The sequence below is a fragment of the Enterococcus sp. HMSC072F02 genome, from assembly GCF_001837725.1.
Lineage (GTDB): Bacteria > Bacillota > Bacilli > Lactobacillales > Enterococcaceae > Enterococcus_B > Enterococcus_B lactis.
The window spans coordinates 33,432-49,078 of sequence record NZ_KV833971.1 but is presented as its reverse complement, the minus strand read 5'-3'; the positions used below and the strand labels follow the sequence as shown (position 1 = coordinate 49,078).

Sequence of the window (15,647 nt, the reverse complement as noted above, 5' to 3'; positions counted from 1 at the left end):
GATGTTCCCCTCTAATCTTAGTATGTTTTTATACCCGTTCAATCAAATTGATCCAGCTTCCAATATTCGATCAGATTATTCAATTTTTGACCGTAATCAGGATCTGTCGCGTATGTTCCTGTTAATGCACGGGTAGCATCTCTATAAGAACGTGCATTGACTTTCCATGTCCCCGCATATCGGTTTGGGTCCCAAGAAACACCATATCTTAATTTTAAGGCGTTATCTAAGAAGGATTGGTCAGTGGACTGATAGACCCGAAATTTTGAATTGACAGGGACAACGACACCATTAATCACTTCGTTAGATATATGCCAGATATAGCCATACTTTCCTTCATCTTCGCCGTCTTTGAATTTTATCCCAAAGAAGTTATTCGCGTGCTGAGCTAGATAGCTTGTGCCATATCCTGTTTCTAGGATCGCTTGAGCCAACATGACAGAAGTATACAAGCCATGAGCAGGCGCGATACGATTCGCACTTTGGCTGACAGAATTGATGAATCTTCCCTGAGGTGTCTGATCATTCACTTGTCCTAGAATCGTCAGTTGGTTTGGCTGATAGCCGCTTGGCCGCCGGTCGTTTTCAACAATGGTTAGCTGGATACCTTCAACAGGCAAATTCATTCTGACAGAGCCTGCTTTTTGTCCATTTGATGCCCAGCCTAACCAGCCTCTGGAACGAACAAAGGCACGATAATAAATATCATAGTTTTCAGCAAGTTCTCCTGTTAACTGAAAGGAAAAGGCTTGAAGAGAGCGATTTTGTCCAGTCGTTCCTGAGATCGCTCCATTGGATACAGTTCTGGTCCAACCGCTGTCAGCTATGTGTGAATCATATTGGATACCGCCAGTATACCTTGATGTTCTTAAATTTGCGCGAATCGCTTCAAATTGTCTTCCTTGATTTGCGTAGCTGATCGAGTTGTTCAGGCTCGTTTGGCTTACCCAGCCAATATTCGATACATGTCCTTGCAACGTGATTCTAGGTGGAGCTATACGAAAGGCGCGAGTAGTTGCACCAGGTGCGGCTCCTCCTTTCCTTACTAATACAATTTGAATCGCTTCTGCACGGTAAGCATAGCCTTGTGTACCAGCTGATTCACCGTTCTTTGCCCAGTTCATCCAGCCGAATTCTTGTGCATGTACACGATAATAAACGTCATATCGGGTGCTGATTGTGCCAGTCAGATTGATGCGGATCGCCTCAATAGGCAGATTTTGTCCAGTCGTACCAGAAATCGTGCCATTTTGTGCCCAGTTGGTTTCCCAACCTTTGTTAGCGATATGGGATTGATAAGTGATACCGCCACCAATTGTATTTTCAGATAAACGCAGTTGCATTGCTTGAAGACTTAACCGTTGGCCAGTCGTACCAGCTTGAGTAGCAGCATCTGTCTGGCCTAACCATCCTCTGTTAGTTACGTGAGTATTCGCCAATACGGATGGTTCCTTTTCGATATAAGAAATACCGTTAGTAGCAGGGCCGGAACTGTTTTTGTCCAATAATTGGATTTCAATTGCTTCGATTTGATGACCGTACCCAAGTGTTCCGGAAGGATTTCCGTTCATTGTCCAAGGAAGCCAGCCAAAATTTCGTACATGGACTCTATAATAAACATTGTAAGTTGCTGCTAATTGTCCAGTTAATCGAATATTGATTCCTTCAATCTGTTTGACTTGTCCAGTCGTTCCAGAAATAGCGCCATTAGCTACCCAATTTTGCCATCCTGAACCTTGGACATAAGAGGTGTATTCAATAGCACCAGAGAGGGAGGATGAAAGATGGATACGAAAAGCTTCTACTTGTAAAGATTGACCTGTTGTTCCTGAAAGTTGACCGCTAGAAACATTTGGCAGCCAACCACGATTTTTGACATGTGTACTATAAGTAATAGATGGATGTGCAGTACGCAAGGTAGATTCATCTGTCTGTGGCACTTTGTTTTGCGGCTGGAAAGAAGAATCAGTTGTTTCTTTTGAATCAGATGCTGTACTTTCAGCTGTTACTATCTGTTCATTTGAGGAATCAGTCTCTGCTGATACTGGATCCTCTGGTTGGAATTCTTTCTGTGAGACAAAAACGATTGAAGAATCCTTTGCTGTCAGCGCATAAAACACTTGATCGCTGATTTGGACTGCTCTTTGTACGTGATAACTTTCTGAATGTGAAATGGTTTCCTCTGATTGTTCTAACCAAGCTTGATCAAGTGACAGAGAGGCAACGGCTGATTCAGAAAGCTGACCTTGTGATGCTTCAACTGGAACTGTTTTTGGCTCATGAGCAGTTACAGAGTTTGCTGCTACCCATCCTTCATAGTTTGCTGTTTGGATATGTACCCAAGTTGTTTGATCCGATAACGCTACTTTATCCGTGATGAGGGCTGGTCCAGATATTTTTTGATGTTCTTCTTGGCGATAGAAGGTAGGATAAATATCTGTTTCATTCAGAGTCGTATAGGTTTCTGTCATACTTATATGTGTTTGAATGATAGGACCAGCTGCAACTTCTGAGTAATACGCACGTACGGAAGAAAGAAAATGCTCCTTGTCTAGAGTGATCGAATCGTCAAACATCAAGAAATCTGCTGATTTTTCCAAGGGTAAAGAATAGGTTTTGATTTTTTTTGCTACATAATAGGCCAGATAATTGGTGACTTGTTCTGTTGGCTCTGTTGGTATGACTAGTTGGATCGTTCCTTTATCCACCCATTGTCCATCGGATAGCTGGACATCAGTAGAGACAATCTCATACACACCTTGCGTATCAATGTAGCTATGAGCAGATTGCTGCTGAATGAACGATTCCTTTGTTTGTTTTGAAGCTGAAAGGTGGATTTTATCAGGTTTCATTTGTTCAAATCTACCATTGCTCCTTGCAAAGAGGGATTTCCAGAGATTTTTGGCGGTGTAAAATTTTATACTGCAGAAGAGCTGTCTTCTAGATTTTGATAGGAATTCTCTCCAGATAGGCTTGATTGGGATGGTGCGCTTTCATCTTCTGATAGGGTAGATGTTTCTGTTGTTTGAACATTTGCCAAAACGGTATCAGCAAATACGAGACTATTAGGTAACAACGTCGCATTCACTAAGAGAAATACTGCGGCTACTATTCTTTTTCTCACATCATTATCCTCTCTTTCTTTTTTATTGTTCCTTCTTTTCATTCTACAAGAGATTTCTTTTATTTACACTCATTTCTATTGAAAGCCTTTGTTTTTTAATTTCACAGCTGATTCTTTGACTTTTTTCTTTTTTTATTCTATTATTGACAAGTCAATCGTTGACTAGTCAATTATTAGAGAGGAGGAAATTATGTCTTTAGAAGAGATTAGCCACCTTTTATATCAAATCAAATTAGCCGATCAAAAAATCGTCCAGATCTTTGAGGAAAATATCGGTATAAGTCTTACTAGATATGAGATCATGATGAGACTGAAAGAAGAAAATCCATTGCTGCAAAGCAGTTTGCAAGAAAAGTTGCAGATTGATCAAGGAGCAGTTACACGTCATCTGAAGGTTTTAGAAGCAAACGGCTATGTTTCGCGTCAGAGAAATCCTCAGAACAACCGGGAAGTGTACGTAGCACTGACAGAAAAAGCCCAGCAGAAAATCGAGCATTGTGAAATGGACCATAAAGATACAGGTTCCGTGCTGTCCCCAGCTTTCAGCGATGCAGAAATGAAACAATTCCTAACACTTTTAGATAAATTGAATACCCAACTTTGCAATATAACAACAGAAACGAAAGAGGTTAATAATAATGGAACAAAAAAATGATTTTTCAACAATTATGACTGGTAGAAGATCCGTTCGCGTATATGATGAAACATACAAAATCCCACACGAAGAAATGCTGGAAATGATCAAAGAAGCGACGACTGCTCCTTCTTCTGTCAACATGCAACCATGGCGCTTTGTGGTCGCTGAAAGCGAGGAAGCAAAAGAAATCTTGCGTCCTTTGATCCGTTTCAATACGAGACAAAATGATACTTCTTCTGCAATGGTCATGATTTTTGGCGATATGCAATGTTACGAATATGGCGAAGAAATCTATAACCAAGCTTACGAATCAGGGAAGATGCCAAAAGAAGTCAGAGATCAACAATTAGCTGCGATCATTCCTTATTACAAGAGCTTTTCAAGAGAAGAAATGAACGATGTAGTCAAAGTCGATTCTAGCTTAGCGGCTATGCAATTCATGTTAGTTGCACGTGATCATGGCTATGAAACAAATCCAATTGGTGGATTCGAAGCAGATCAGTTGGCAGAGGCATTTGGTTTGGATAAAGACCGCTATGTTCCAGTTATTATTTTATCAATAGGAAAAGCGGTAGAAGAAGGTTATGAGTCTGTTCGTTTAGCACCAGAAAAGATCACTACGTTCAAATAAAAGGTTTTCAGTTACTATTCAGTAGCTATTGCTTTTTTTGAATCGTGTGTGGTAACCTAATAAAAAAGGAGGTCGGAAAAATGACTGCATCGATGAAATTACGTTTTGAACTTTTGAATAACAACTAAATAAATTCAAAAGACATGTATAAACAACAATTTCATGGGTGGAGTATGTCCATTTTTTCCAACGACAGTAGAATAGGTGAAAGCTATGACAGATTTGATGATTTAGTCATAGTTATTTCGTTCAGAGTAGGAAAAGATGTTATGCAGTTTTTTTGCAAACAGATTTTTCTGCTCTTTTTTAGTATCGATAATTGTTGTTTTACATGAAATAGGAGTGTAAAACATATGGAAAATTTAGCAATAAATATAACAAACCTGCAAGTTCGTTTTGGTAACCAGTTAGAATTATCTATTGATTCTCTTCGTGTCTATCAGCAAGATCGAATAGGAATCATAGGAGAAAATGGAGTCGGTAAATCAACGTTGCTGAAACTGATAGCCGGAGAACTTATCCCCAATCAAGGGAAAATCCAAACAGAGATCACTTTCAACTATCTGCCTCAATTAACCTATCTTGCTGAAACAAAGGATCTGAATTTGGAATTAGCCAGTCATTTCCAGTTAAAACTGGAAGAAACTTCGGAACGGAAATGGAGTGGAGGGGAAGAACGAAAGATCGAGTTGATACGTCTTCTTTCTTCTTATGAACAAGGGATGCTTCTAGACGAGCCGACGACCCATCTAGATAGAAAAAGTGTGGATCGACTGATTGAAGAGCTTCGTTATTATTATGGCACGCTGATTTTTGTTAGTCATGACCGCTATTTTCTAGATGAGCTGGCAACGAAAATCTGGGAAGTAAAAGACGGAGAAATCCGAGAGTTTTCGGGGAATTATAGTGCCTATCTCACTCAAAAGGAATTGGAGAAAAAGACTCAGCTACGAGAAGCAGAGTCGATCATGAAAGAGAAAAAACGATTGGAAAAATCGATCCAAGAAAAGAAAAAACAAGCGGAAAAGTTGGAAAAAGTGTCTAGTAAAAAGAAAAAGCAACAAATCAGACCGGATCGGTTGTCTTCCTCTAAACAAAAAGACAGTGTACAAAAAGCCATCCAAAAGAATGCGAAAACATTAGAGAGAAGACTCCAAAAAATAGGAGAAACAACTAAGCCGCAACAGATGAAACAAATCCGTTTTCCAGTACCAAAATCTCTTGCACTCCACAATCGTTATCCAATCATGGGACAAAATATCCAATTGGAAAGAAACGGGAGAATATTACTGATAAATAGCGATTTTCAATTTTCTTTAGGTAAAAAAATCGCGATTGTCGGCGAAAATGGTTCAGGTAAGACAACCTTATTGGAACATATCCGCAAACAAGGAGAAGGAATCCTCCTTTCGCCGAAAGTAAGCTTTCAAGTCTATCAGCAAAAGGATTATCAAATGACATCTGAAGAATCCGTCATTCGTTTTGTCATGAGACAAACAGAGTTTTCGGAATCGCTTGTCCGTAGTTTGCTGAATCACTTAGGGTTTGCTCAGGAAACTCTGACGAAACCGTTGTGTACGTTAAGTGGGGGAGAAGCGACCCGTTTGACGATTGCTTTGCTTTTTACTAAGCCAAGTAATGTGTTGCTGTTAGATGAACCGACTAATTTCATTGATATGGCAACGATCGAAGCTTTAGAGCAGCTGATGCAAGTATATCCGGGAACGATTTTGTTTACTTCTCATGATTCCTACTTTGTCGAACGTACGGCTGATGAAGTTTATGAAATAAAAGGGCAGAAAATAAAAAAAGTACTTACGAGAAATTTTTAAATGTGCTACGATGATTTTCGTGACAAATTTAAAGGAGTGGTACAGATTGCCTACAAATAAAAAAGAAGGAATAATTTTTACAACAATGATGTGTTTTTTGATGGTCTTGGGGATGAGCGCGTATAATTTATGGCTGCATCAAGATCTTCATTTATCAAGTTTGTTGATTGGTCTAGTGCCTGGATTCGTGGTGGCTTTCATTTTGGATGTCTTCATCATCGGTGTGCTGGCGAAAAAAATTGCCTTTAAACTACCAGTAAATCCAGAAAGCAAGATCCAAATGATCTTAACTATTTCCTGCTTGATGGTTTTAGGAATGGTCACATGTATGTCTTTGTTTGGTGTGATCATGGAACAAGGAATACCTGATCAATTATTCTCTGCTTATATGAATGCTTGGAAAATGAATGTGATTGCCGCTTTACCGTTGCAGTTGATCATCGTTGGCCCACTTTCAAGAAGTGTGTTGAAAGCCATTCAAAGCAATGAATGATGGAATACTGTTTATTTGAAAAAAAGGTTGTGACTTGCTTTTTGTCACAGTCCCTTCAATGCAGTTCTAGAAAGAAAAATGATCCGAACGATAGGTTTTTGCCTGTCTTTCGGATCGTTTTTCTTTTTCAGCTGTATCGTTCTTTTAGTGAAGAGGATTCGTTGCTTAATAGATAAATCTAGAAAGGTTCTGTTTATCCATTACTCAAAAAACGGCTGCATTTGTTCTCTTACTTGCTGACACCATTGGAGTTCCTGCTGACAAAGCATGATTCGGCGCTGGATCACAACATAACGCCCAAATTCTTGTCTCTTGTCTAGCGAGAGGTCATTCAATTTTTTTTGATTTTTTTGCATGATTTTGTTCAGCTGTTGTTCTCTAGTGAATAGCAGTCCAGTAGCTGTTGTTTTGTCGAGTGTTGAAAAAGCATAGATTTTTGCTAAAAATTCATCTTTTTGTGTAGGAGCTGGGGTCTCCTCTTTGATCCATTCCTCCACAAGGGCACGTCCTTCATCAGTCAAGTGGTAGATCTTTTTTTGAGAGTGCTCGTCTTTGTCCAAAACGGTCACATAACCCTGCTGGTCTAACTTGGCAAGCGTCGTATAAATCTGACTGTGATGAGCTTCCCAAAAAATCGTGATCAGCTGCTTCAATTCATACCCAGAACGCGGTTTGGATAAAAGCACACATAATAATATATAGGCTAAAGTATTCATAAAAATCCTACCTCTCGTCTTATTTTCTTTATTATATCACAGTAAAATTTCCATGTTTTACATGTGCATATTTACATGTAAAATAAATCATGTATGATGCTAATAGAGAGAAAGGGATGGATATATTGGAGAATCAAATAGATATACAAGAACAAACAAATGAAGAAACAAAGGGGAAAAGTTCGGCGCTAGTTGTAGCAGCTACCTGTATGATCGCTTTTATGGGAGTGGGCCTAGTAGACCCGATCTTAAAAACGATTGCTGCACAGTTAAACGCTACGCCAGCTGAAACGACCCTGTTATTTACTAGTTACATGCTAGTCACTGGTGTGGTGATGCTATTTACAGGTTTCCTATCTAGTCGGATTGGCTTGAAAAAAACATTGATGACCGGATTGTTTATCATCGTTGTATTCGCTGGTCTTGGTGGATTATCTGGCAATATCGGTATGTTGATTGGGTTACGTGCTGGCTGGGGAGTCGGGAATGCTTTATTTGTCTCTACTGCTTTAGCAACGATCGTCAGTATTTTAGTCGGTAACACAGAAAAAGCAATCATGATGTATGAAGCAGCTCTTGGCTGCGGAATGGCTGTTGGCCCGCTAGTCGGTGGGGTCTTGGGCAGCGGTTCATGGCGTTATCCATTTTTTGGGGTAGCATTTTTGATGTTTTGCGGTTTTATAGCCCTAGCGGTACTTTTACCTGAAACTGAGAAATCAAAGAGAAAAGTAGGCCTTTGGGAAGGTGTCAAAGCGTTAAGCAATCATAAACTTCGTTCAGTTGGACTGATCGCATTGTTATATAATTTCGGATTCTTTACTTTACTTGCGTATGCGCCATTTTTATTGATTGGCTATTCTGAATTAGAAGTCGGTTTTGTATTTTTTGGCTGGGGTGTGCTTCTGGCTATTGCTTCGATTTTCGTTGCACCAGCTCTTGAGCGGAAGTTTACGACTTATCGGACGATTTTAGCTGCATTTGTCTTATTCATTATTTGTTTGCTGTTATTAGGAGCTGGAACTTCTATGCCAGTCCTTGTACCGATCAGTATTGTGTTAGCAGGATTTTTCCAAGGAATCATCAATACACTGTTGACGACGATTGCTATGGAAATACCCGGTCTGCAACGAAACGTTGCTTCTTCCAGCTATAGTTTTGTCCGCTTTTTCGGTGGAGCTTTAGCACCATTTATTGCAGGTGTGATCGGCGAACATATTGGTGAAAGCTATGCGTTTTATTTTGCAGGGGCCATTGTTCTTATCAGTGTATGTTGTATCATTTATCACCGTAATTATTTTGCTACAAATGAAGAAGAATAAGAAATAAGAGGTTGTGAAAAAGCTGTCCTGCATCAAGTAATAAGAACAGCCAAACAAAAATAGCTCCTCCTATTTTTCGTTTGGTTGGACTTATTACCGCAGATGCAAGCTTTTGAACACTGTTTAAGGAAGAGATTGTGAAATCAGCGCTTTGACCTGAGTATTAGAGAAGCAACGGAAAAGTAGTTCTTCATATTTTGCCATTTGTTGAGCGAATACCGAAGGACAGCTGATTGAACACCGTTTATTCGGAAAAAGGGAATGTGACACGATTTTTGTCACATTCCCTTTTTTTCTCAAAATAATGAAACTGGAAAATTTTCAGTAGGTAAGCTAAAATTCATTTAAGAAAAAGAATGGGGGGATAATAGATGCTGGAAGAATATTTTCAGGAAGTCGGGTTGACACTCGTTGAATTACCCATTGAATTTTCAGATGATCGGTTGATTTATCGTGGCTATATCAAAGAATTGCCAATGATCAACGCGGAAGGTGAAACTAGAAAAGCGATGCAGCAAAAAATAGCTGGTATGTATCAGGTGTATCGGGAACAGCTATTGGCAGAATCAGCGGAAGAAGAAAAAACGATGAACTTGTCCATGGATGAGCTGCTTCGTTATTATGATGGCGAAACATTTGACGGATTTTCACTTCTTAACGAAGAGGAAACAGATTTACCAGGCAGCTGGTAGGAGAACACCGTTTATATGGAAAGAGGCCGGGACAGAAGCGTTTAACTCCAAGAAATAAGAAGAAATTCACGAAAATTGCTTTTCAAATTTTTGCGAATTTCAGCTTATTTCCGAAGGAGTTGCTTCTGCTCCCGCCGTTTATACATGTTTAGAGCGTGGGACAAAAGTTTTTCTTTACTTTTGTCCCACGCTCTAAAAAGTTCGGCAGTTTTTTGCCGATGTTCAAAGCACCCTACTTATCGTACGGATATTTTTTAGCGGAAAGTCCGATTCAAGTGGTTTTTATTCAGCTGATATTTATAAGATAAGTGAAAGATACCAGCAATCAGCAACGTAATCGTATAGGCAATTGAATGATCGAAAAAAGAATAGTAATTGACTCCAGCTAACAGGCATAATGCAACCATATAGCTGATGTGTAAGCGAGCAACCAAACCTTTTGGCCCAATTTTGTCAAAATACTGCGCCCATTTTTCCCGTTGACTCCCTATGCTTCGTTTTTTGAACTGAAAAAAAAGGGATAAAATACCGACTCCTAGAAAAGCAGCGATATTCAGAGAAATAAGGTAAATAAAAAAAATCATTAAAATTTCAAACATATTGACACCTTTCTAATTGGATAGAACCTTTACAGTAAAAAGGCAAAAGGCGTGAATAATGTTTCACACGAAACATTATTCGCGGATTTGTCCATCGCCATAAATGATATATTTTGTGGAAGTTAATTCATTTAACCCCATTGGACCACGGGCATGTAGCTTTTGAGTGGAGATGCCGATCTCTGCACCAAAACCAAATACCGATCCGTCTGTAAAACGAGTGGAGGCATTGACATAGACAGCCGCCGCGTCCACTTCATTCAAGAAACGCTGACTAGCCGAATAGCTATCTGTCACGATTGTTTCTGAATGCTTGGTGTTATGTCGGTTGATATGCGCAATTGCTTCACTTAAAGAATCGACTACTTTGACGGCAAGGATATAATCTAGATATTCAGTATCCCAATCTGCCTCTTCTGCTAAAGCAGCTGTCTCTAGATATTCTAACGCACGAGCATCCGCACGTAAAGAGACGCCGTGTTCTACCAGTTCTTTTTCAATGGCTGGTAAGAAAAAGGGTGCGATCTCAGAATGGATCAGTAATGTTTCTGCCGCGTTGCAGACAGAAGGACGGGAAGCTTTTGCATTGACGATGATTTTCACTGCCATAGACAACTGTGCTTCTTTATCGATGTATACGTGATTATTTCCTGTACCTGTTTCAATGATAGGTACCGTTGCCTGTTCTTTGACTCGTTGGATCAATTTTGCTCCGCCTCGAGGGATCAGCACATCTAAGTATTCTGTCAATCGCATTAACTGTCCTGCAGTTTCGTGTGAAGTATCATCGACAAACTGGATGGCATAAGGAGATTCGCCAGCACTGACCAGTACTTGCTGCAATAGTTGGACCAGTAATTGGTTCGAGAAGAATGCTTCTTTGCCACCGCGAAGGATAACGGCATTCCCTGATTTGAACGCTAGACTGGCTGCATCAGTCGTGACATTTGGACGAGATTCGTAAATGATACCGATCACGCCGAGGGGCACGCGCTTTTTGCCGATTCTCAATCCGTCGGTGTTCGTCCACATCTCATCTACTTTTCCAATAGGATCGTCTAACGAAGCAATCTTTTCGATCTCTGCAGCCATGGCATTGATTCGCTCAGGTGTCAGCTGCAAGCGGTCTTGCATCGTTTCACTGATATTGTTTTCGACTGCTTTTTCTAAGTCTTTCTGATTTGCTTCGATGATCGCTTGTTGATTCTTTTTGATGGTTTTCGCCATCTGAACAAGTAGCTCATTTTTACGGTTTGTAGGCATAAGTGCTAGTTGTTGCGCACTATCTTTTGCCTGTTGCCCTAATTGCATCAAATCAGTCATTTCAAGTCCTCCTTAAATAAAGTACCTACTTCTTTTCCTGCAAGAATATCAAAAATGATTGCCGGATTTTTTCCATTTGCTAGAATCATTGCACTGTTTGCTTCAAATATCCTAGAAGCTGCTTTTAATTTACTTTGCATACCGCCTGTTCCAAAGGTGCTGCCTGCACCACCTGCTTGTGCCAGAATCTTTTCATCGATTTTATCGATATAGCGATACATCTGAGCCTCGGGATTTGTAGTCGGATTATCTGAATAAAAACCGTCGATATCAGAAAGAACGATCAAAAGGTCTGCCGCGACAAGTTTTGCCATGATTGCTGACAGCTGATCATTATCGCCAAATTTTGTCAGATGATCTAATTCATCTACTGCGACAGTATCGTTTTCGTTCACGATAGGAATCGTATCCATGATCAAAAGCTGTTCCAATGTATTCCTCACATTTTTACGACTTTCAGGGTAATCTACCACGTCTCTTGTCACGAGGATTTGTGCTGTCTGCTGATTATATACACTGAATCTTTGATTATAGATATTCATCAATTCGGCTTGACCAACAGCCGCCGCAGCTTGCTGTTCAGGGATCAAAGTCGGACGTTCTGACAAATGTAATTTATGCATACCGACGCCTACAGCTCCCGATGAGACTAGGATCACTTCCTTTCCACGATTTCTAAGATCGGAAAGGACAAAAGCTAACTGATCGATCGCCGCAAGATTGATGTTTCCATTGGGATAGATCAATGTACTTGTTCCTACTTTGACAATAATTCGTTTTGCATTTTTTATTTCTTTACGCATGTGACACCTCAATCAAATATCCACTCATTAATTTCGTTCTATTCTACTTGTTTTGACGAGTAAAGTCATGTAAAAAATAGTTTTTTTGTACAACTTGCAGTTGTTCGGTAAAAGAACGCGTTAATGGTTGACTTTAGGATAGCAGAATTTCTTGAAGAATTTGTAAAGAGAGTCTTTTATAGCCTCGAATATGTTAGAATAGGAGTAGTTTATTTAGGGAGGAAAACCGGTGAGAAAAAGAGGATTTGAAGTTATTTCTAAATATAAAGAGCAAAATATCAATCTACCGCAGCGCGCTACACATCATGCTGCTGGCTATGATTTTGAAGCAGCAGAAGAGGTCGTGATTCCAAGTATCTGGAAAGCAGGCTGGAAAAAAGGATTGGAAACAATCGCAGATACATTGAAAAAAGACGTATCAGAAAATGAAAAACAGTTGAAACCGATCCTCGTACCTACTGGGATCAAAGCCTACATGGGAGAAGATGAATTTTTGCAGCTTGCTAACCGTTCAAGCAATCCGTTGAAGCGGTTTTTAGTGTTGACGAACGGCGTGGGTGTGATTGACAGCGATTATTACAATAATGAGGCAAATGAAGGCCATATCATGTTCCAATTCACCAACTTTGGTTTCAAGGATGTAGTGATCAAAAAAGGTGAGCGTATCGGTCAAGGGATCTTCTTGCCATTTTTAAAAGCAGATCAAGATCAAACGACTGCTCAACGTCAAGGCGGATTTGGTTCTTCCAGTAAATAAAACGATAAAGAAATTTAAGCTTGATTTAATGTCTCATGGTTAGAATAAAAGGAGGCGGTACAATGGCAAAAAAATCAAAAGTACAATTTGTTTGCCAAAATTGCGGGTATGTGTCGCCTAAGTTCTTGGGACGCTGCCCAAATTGCGGAAAATGGAATACGATGGTCGAAGAAATCGAACAAGATACAACAGACCGCAGAACGCGAACAAGTTTGACAGGAGAAAAAGCGAAACCAACAAAAATAGCAGACGTCGTCCCTAAAAAAGAACCTCGGGTCAAAACGAAATTAGAAGAACTGAACCGTGTGCTAGGTGGAGGTGTGGTACCGGGATCCATGGTCTTGATCGGTGGTGATCCAGGTATTGGTAAATCCACTTTGCTATTACAAGTTTCTCAGCAATTAGCAGCCATAGGCGGGAAAGTCTTGTATGTATCCGGCGAAGAAAGCGCAGAACAGATAAAATTACGCGCGGAGCGCCTCGGAAGTATCAACACAGAATTTTATCTATACGCTGAAACAGATATGAATGAAATCAGTCGTGCCATCGAACATATCTCCCCTGATTATGTTATTATTGATTCCATCCAAACGATGACGCAGCCAGACATCACAAGTGTGGCAGGAAGCGTCAGCCAAGTAAGAGAAACCACTGCAGAATTACTCAAAATCGCTAAAACAAATGGGATTGCCATCTTTATCGTCGGTCATGTTACGAAAGAAGGTTCGATCGCCGGTCCAAGAATGTTAGAGCATATGGTGGATACAGTGTTATATTTTGAAGGTGAACAACATCATAGTTTCCGAATTTTACGAGCGGTAAAAAACCGATTTGGCTCAACGAACGAGATTGGGATTTTTGAAATGCATGAGCATGGATTGGAAGAAGTCGCTAACCCTTCACAGATTTTCTTAGAGGAACGCCTAGACGGTGCGACTGGCTCTGCTATCGTTGTAGCAATGGAAGGAACACGTCCAATTTTGGTAGAGATCCAAGCATTAGTCACACCTACTATGTTCGGAAATGCTAAGCGAACAACAACAGGTCTTGATTTCAATCGTGTATCTCTGATCATGGCAGTGCTGGAAAAAAGAGCTGGACTACTTCTTCAGAATCAAGATGCTTACTTAAAAGCTGCAGGTGGGGTAAAATTAAATGAACCAGCGATTGATTTAGCTATCGCTGTCAGTATTGCTTCAAGCTACAAAGAAAAAGGAACACAGCCGACGGAATGTTTCATCGGTGAAATCGGACTGACTGGAGAAATCAGACGTGTCAGTCATATTGAACAACGGGTCAAAGAAGTCCAAAAACTCGGCTTCACAAAAGTTTACCTGCCTAAAAACAACTTAGGCAACTGGGAAGCGCCAAAAGGAATCGAGATCGTTGGAGTAGCAACTTTGGCTGAAACGTTGAAGCGTGTGTTCCGCTAAATAATAAATGATTGTCGAAACGGAGGAAAAACGATGCAAAAACGTGTCATTACGTTGCTGATGATCATTGTCGGCGCAAGCTTGGGTATTTCATTTTTACCCTCAGCTTGGCAGGCAATTGGTCAACAGTCAAATGGGTGGCTGAATAATACATTTACCAACAGCTTGTTAGGCGCACTTATTTTCTTTTTATTATCTTTGCTGTTGGCCAAACATATCTCAGCTATTATCAAACAAGTAGAACAAAAACTAAGCGAGGTCAGTTTGACTTATCTTCTCTTCGGTGCGATCGGTGCGATCATCGGATTGACTTTGGGCGTTGTGATCTCAACCCCTCTTTACAATATGGAAATTCCATTCGTCAATAGTGTATTGCCGATTTTACTGATGATCATCTTAGGTTATCTGGGATTGAGAATGGGAACGACACGAATCGAAGAATGGAAGAAAGTCTTTGGTTCACGAAGTAAAAAAATCGAGCAAGAAACAGCTAGCCAAGTGGAGAGCCAACTGTTAGAACGAAAATCAGGAGAAAATTTCCATAAATATAAAATCTTGGATACAAGCGTGATCATTGATGGTCGGATTTATGATATTACAAAGACTGGATTCTTAGAAGGAACCTTGATGATCCCTAATTTTGTTCTTTACGAACTACAATACATCGCGGACTCAGGGGATAGTTTGAAACGTGTGCGTGGTCGTCGCGGATTAGATATCTTGAATGCTTTGCAAAAAGAAGAAGGTATATCTGTCGAAATGTATGATGGAGACTTTGAAGATATCAGCGAAGTAGACAGCAAATTGATCAAATTAGCCAAGCTTTTAGACGGTGTCATCGTAACCAATGACTATAACTTGAATAAAGTCTCTGAATTCCAAAATGTACCTGTTCTTAATATCAATGCGTTGGCAAATGCCGTGAAACCAGTCGTCATTCCTGGCGAAACGATGAATGTTCTAGTAGTAAAAGCTGGGACAGAACGCCAGCAAGGGGTAGCCTACCTTGATGACGGCACGATGGTTGTCGTAGAAGATGGACAGCATTACATGAATGAACGTATCGAAGTCGTTGTGACAAGCGCTCTTCAAACAGCCGCTGGACGCATGATCTTTGCTAAACCTGCCCATGCAGGACGAGGGATCGACAATAAAAAAGAGACAGAGAAAAAGACAAAACAATCAAAATAAAAAAGAAATTCAGCCAACTGGTAAGGAAATTCAACCAGTTGGCTTTACTATTTACCTTAGAAAAGGTAAAATTTGTGCTGAGTGGCTTTAAATAAAT

At 40.1% G+C, this 15,647-nt stretch carries 15 protein-coding genes; 9 read left to right on the top strand and 6 right to left on the bottom strand.

Going from position 1 to position 15,647, the window contains the following annotated elements; translation table 11 throughout:
- Window positions 1-38: 38 nt before the first annotated feature.
- Window positions 39-2,852 (bottom strand): glucosaminidase domain-containing protein, encoded by a 2,814-nt coding sequence (locus HMPREF2731_RS12050; protein WP_070873067.1) that lies wholly within the window; start codon window positions 2,850-2,852, stop codon window positions 39-41.
- A gap of 65 nt (window positions 2,853-2,917) precedes the next feature.
- Window positions 2,918-3,124 carry a hypothetical protein gene (locus tag HMPREF2731_RS12045; protein ID WP_002329825.1) on the bottom strand — a complete coding sequence of 69 codons (207 nt, stop codon included), beginning with the start codon at window positions 3,122-3,124 and terminating at the stop codon, window positions 2,918-2,920.
- Window positions 3,125-3,314: 190 nt separating this feature from the next.
- On the opposite strand from HMPREF2731_RS12045, the gene HMPREF2731_RS12040 reads away from it, so the two are divergent.
- From HMPREF2731_RS12040 to HMPREF2731_RS12025, 4 genes are all read left to right on the top strand, one after another.
- Window positions 3,315-3,779, top strand: coding sequence for a MarR family winged helix-turn-helix transcriptional regulator (locus tag HMPREF2731_RS12040; protein WP_002315865.1), 465 nt, complete (start codon window positions 3,315-3,317; stop codon window positions 3,777-3,779).
- Window positions 3,763-4,392, top strand: a complete 630-nt coding sequence (locus tag HMPREF2731_RS12035; RefSeq protein ID WP_002310475.1) for a nitroreductase family protein — start codon at window positions 3,763-3,765, stop codon at window positions 4,390-4,392. Before HMPREF2731_RS12040 ends, HMPREF2731_RS12035 begins: the two co-directional genes overlap by 17 nt.
- A gap of 353 nt (window positions 4,393-4,745) precedes the next feature.
- A complete protein-coding gene (gene msr(C) / locus HMPREF2731_RS12030) occupies window positions 4,746-6,224 on the top strand; it encodes an ABC-F type ribosomal protection protein Msr(C) (RefSeq protein ID WP_002329826.1) in 1,479 nt (492 codons plus the stop codon).
- A 46-nt stretch (window positions 6,225-6,270) separates the two neighbouring features.
- Window positions 6,271-6,717, top strand: coding sequence for a DUF2798 domain-containing protein (locus HMPREF2731_RS12025; protein WP_002310470.1), 447 nt, complete (start codon window positions 6,271-6,273; stop codon window positions 6,715-6,717).
- A 200-nt stretch (window positions 6,718-6,917) separates the two neighbouring features.
- Here the strand turns inward: HMPREF2731_RS12025 and HMPREF2731_RS12020 are convergent, their stop codons facing one another.
- Entirely contained in the window at window positions 6,918-7,433 is a 516-nt protein-coding gene (locus HMPREF2731_RS12020; RefSeq protein ID WP_002310468.1) for a PadR family transcriptional regulator, read from the bottom strand.
- A 116-nt stretch (window positions 7,434-7,549) separates the two neighbouring features.
- Here HMPREF2731_RS12020 and HMPREF2731_RS12015 point away from each other — a divergent pair, with 116 nt between their 5' ends.
- Window positions 7,550-8,752 (top strand): MFS transporter, encoded by a 1,203-nt coding sequence (locus HMPREF2731_RS12015; RefSeq protein WP_002329827.1) that lies wholly within the window; start codon window positions 7,550-7,552, stop codon window positions 8,750-8,752.
- A 371-nt stretch (window positions 8,753-9,123) separates the two neighbouring features.
- Window positions 9,124-9,444 carry a hypothetical protein gene (locus tag HMPREF2731_RS12010; protein WP_002293149.1) on the top strand — a complete coding sequence of 107 codons (321 nt, stop codon included), beginning with the start codon at window positions 9,124-9,126 and terminating at the stop codon, window positions 9,442-9,444.
- Window positions 9,445-9,698: 254 nt separating this feature from the next.
- Here the strand turns inward: HMPREF2731_RS12010 and HMPREF2731_RS12005 are convergent, their stop codons facing one another.
- The 3 genes from HMPREF2731_RS12005 to proB all read right to left on the bottom strand — a co-directional run bounded on the left by HMPREF2731_RS12005 (window position 9,699) and on the right by proB (window position 12,169).
- Entirely contained in the window at window positions 9,699-10,043 is a 345-nt protein-coding gene (locus HMPREF2731_RS12005; protein WP_002293100.1) for a hypothetical protein, read from the bottom strand.
- Between the two features lie 75 nt (window positions 10,044-10,118).
- Window positions 10,119-11,366: a glutamate-5-semialdehyde dehydrogenase gene (locus HMPREF2731_RS12000; RefSeq protein ID WP_002329828.1), complete on the bottom strand. Its 1,248-nt coding sequence runs from the start codon at window positions 11,364-11,366 to the stop codon at window positions 10,119-10,121.
- Window positions 11,363-12,169, bottom strand: a complete 807-nt coding sequence (gene proB, locus HMPREF2731_RS11995) for a glutamate 5-kinase (RefSeq protein WP_002287451.1) — start codon at window positions 12,167-12,169, stop codon at window positions 11,363-11,365. Before proB ends, HMPREF2731_RS12000 begins: the two co-directional genes overlap by 4 nt.
- 229 nt (window positions 12,170-12,398) lie before the next feature.
- Here proB and HMPREF2731_RS11990 point away from each other — a divergent pair, with 229 nt between their 5' ends.
- The 3 genes from HMPREF2731_RS11990 (at window position 12,399) to HMPREF2731_RS11980 (ending at window position 15,550) form a co-directional block, all read left to right on the top strand.
- The gene (locus HMPREF2731_RS11990) at window positions 12,399-12,926 is read left to right on the top strand and encodes a dCTP deaminase/dUTPase family protein (protein WP_002293097.1); all 528 of its coding nucleotides are present in this window, start codon (window positions 12,399-12,401) and stop codon (window positions 12,924-12,926) included.
- 62 nt (window positions 12,927-12,988) lie between these two features.
- On the top strand, window positions 12,989-14,359 hold the full coding sequence (radA, locus tag HMPREF2731_RS11985) for a DNA repair protein RadA (RefSeq protein WP_002293096.1): 1,371 nt from the start codon (window positions 12,989-12,991) through the stop codon (window positions 14,357-14,359).
- A gap of 33 nt (window positions 14,360-14,392) precedes the next feature.
- Entirely contained in the window at window positions 14,393-15,550 is a 1,158-nt protein-coding gene (locus tag HMPREF2731_RS11980) for a PIN/TRAM domain-containing protein (protein WP_002287448.1), read from the top strand.
- Window positions 15,551-15,647: the final 97 nt, after the last annotated feature.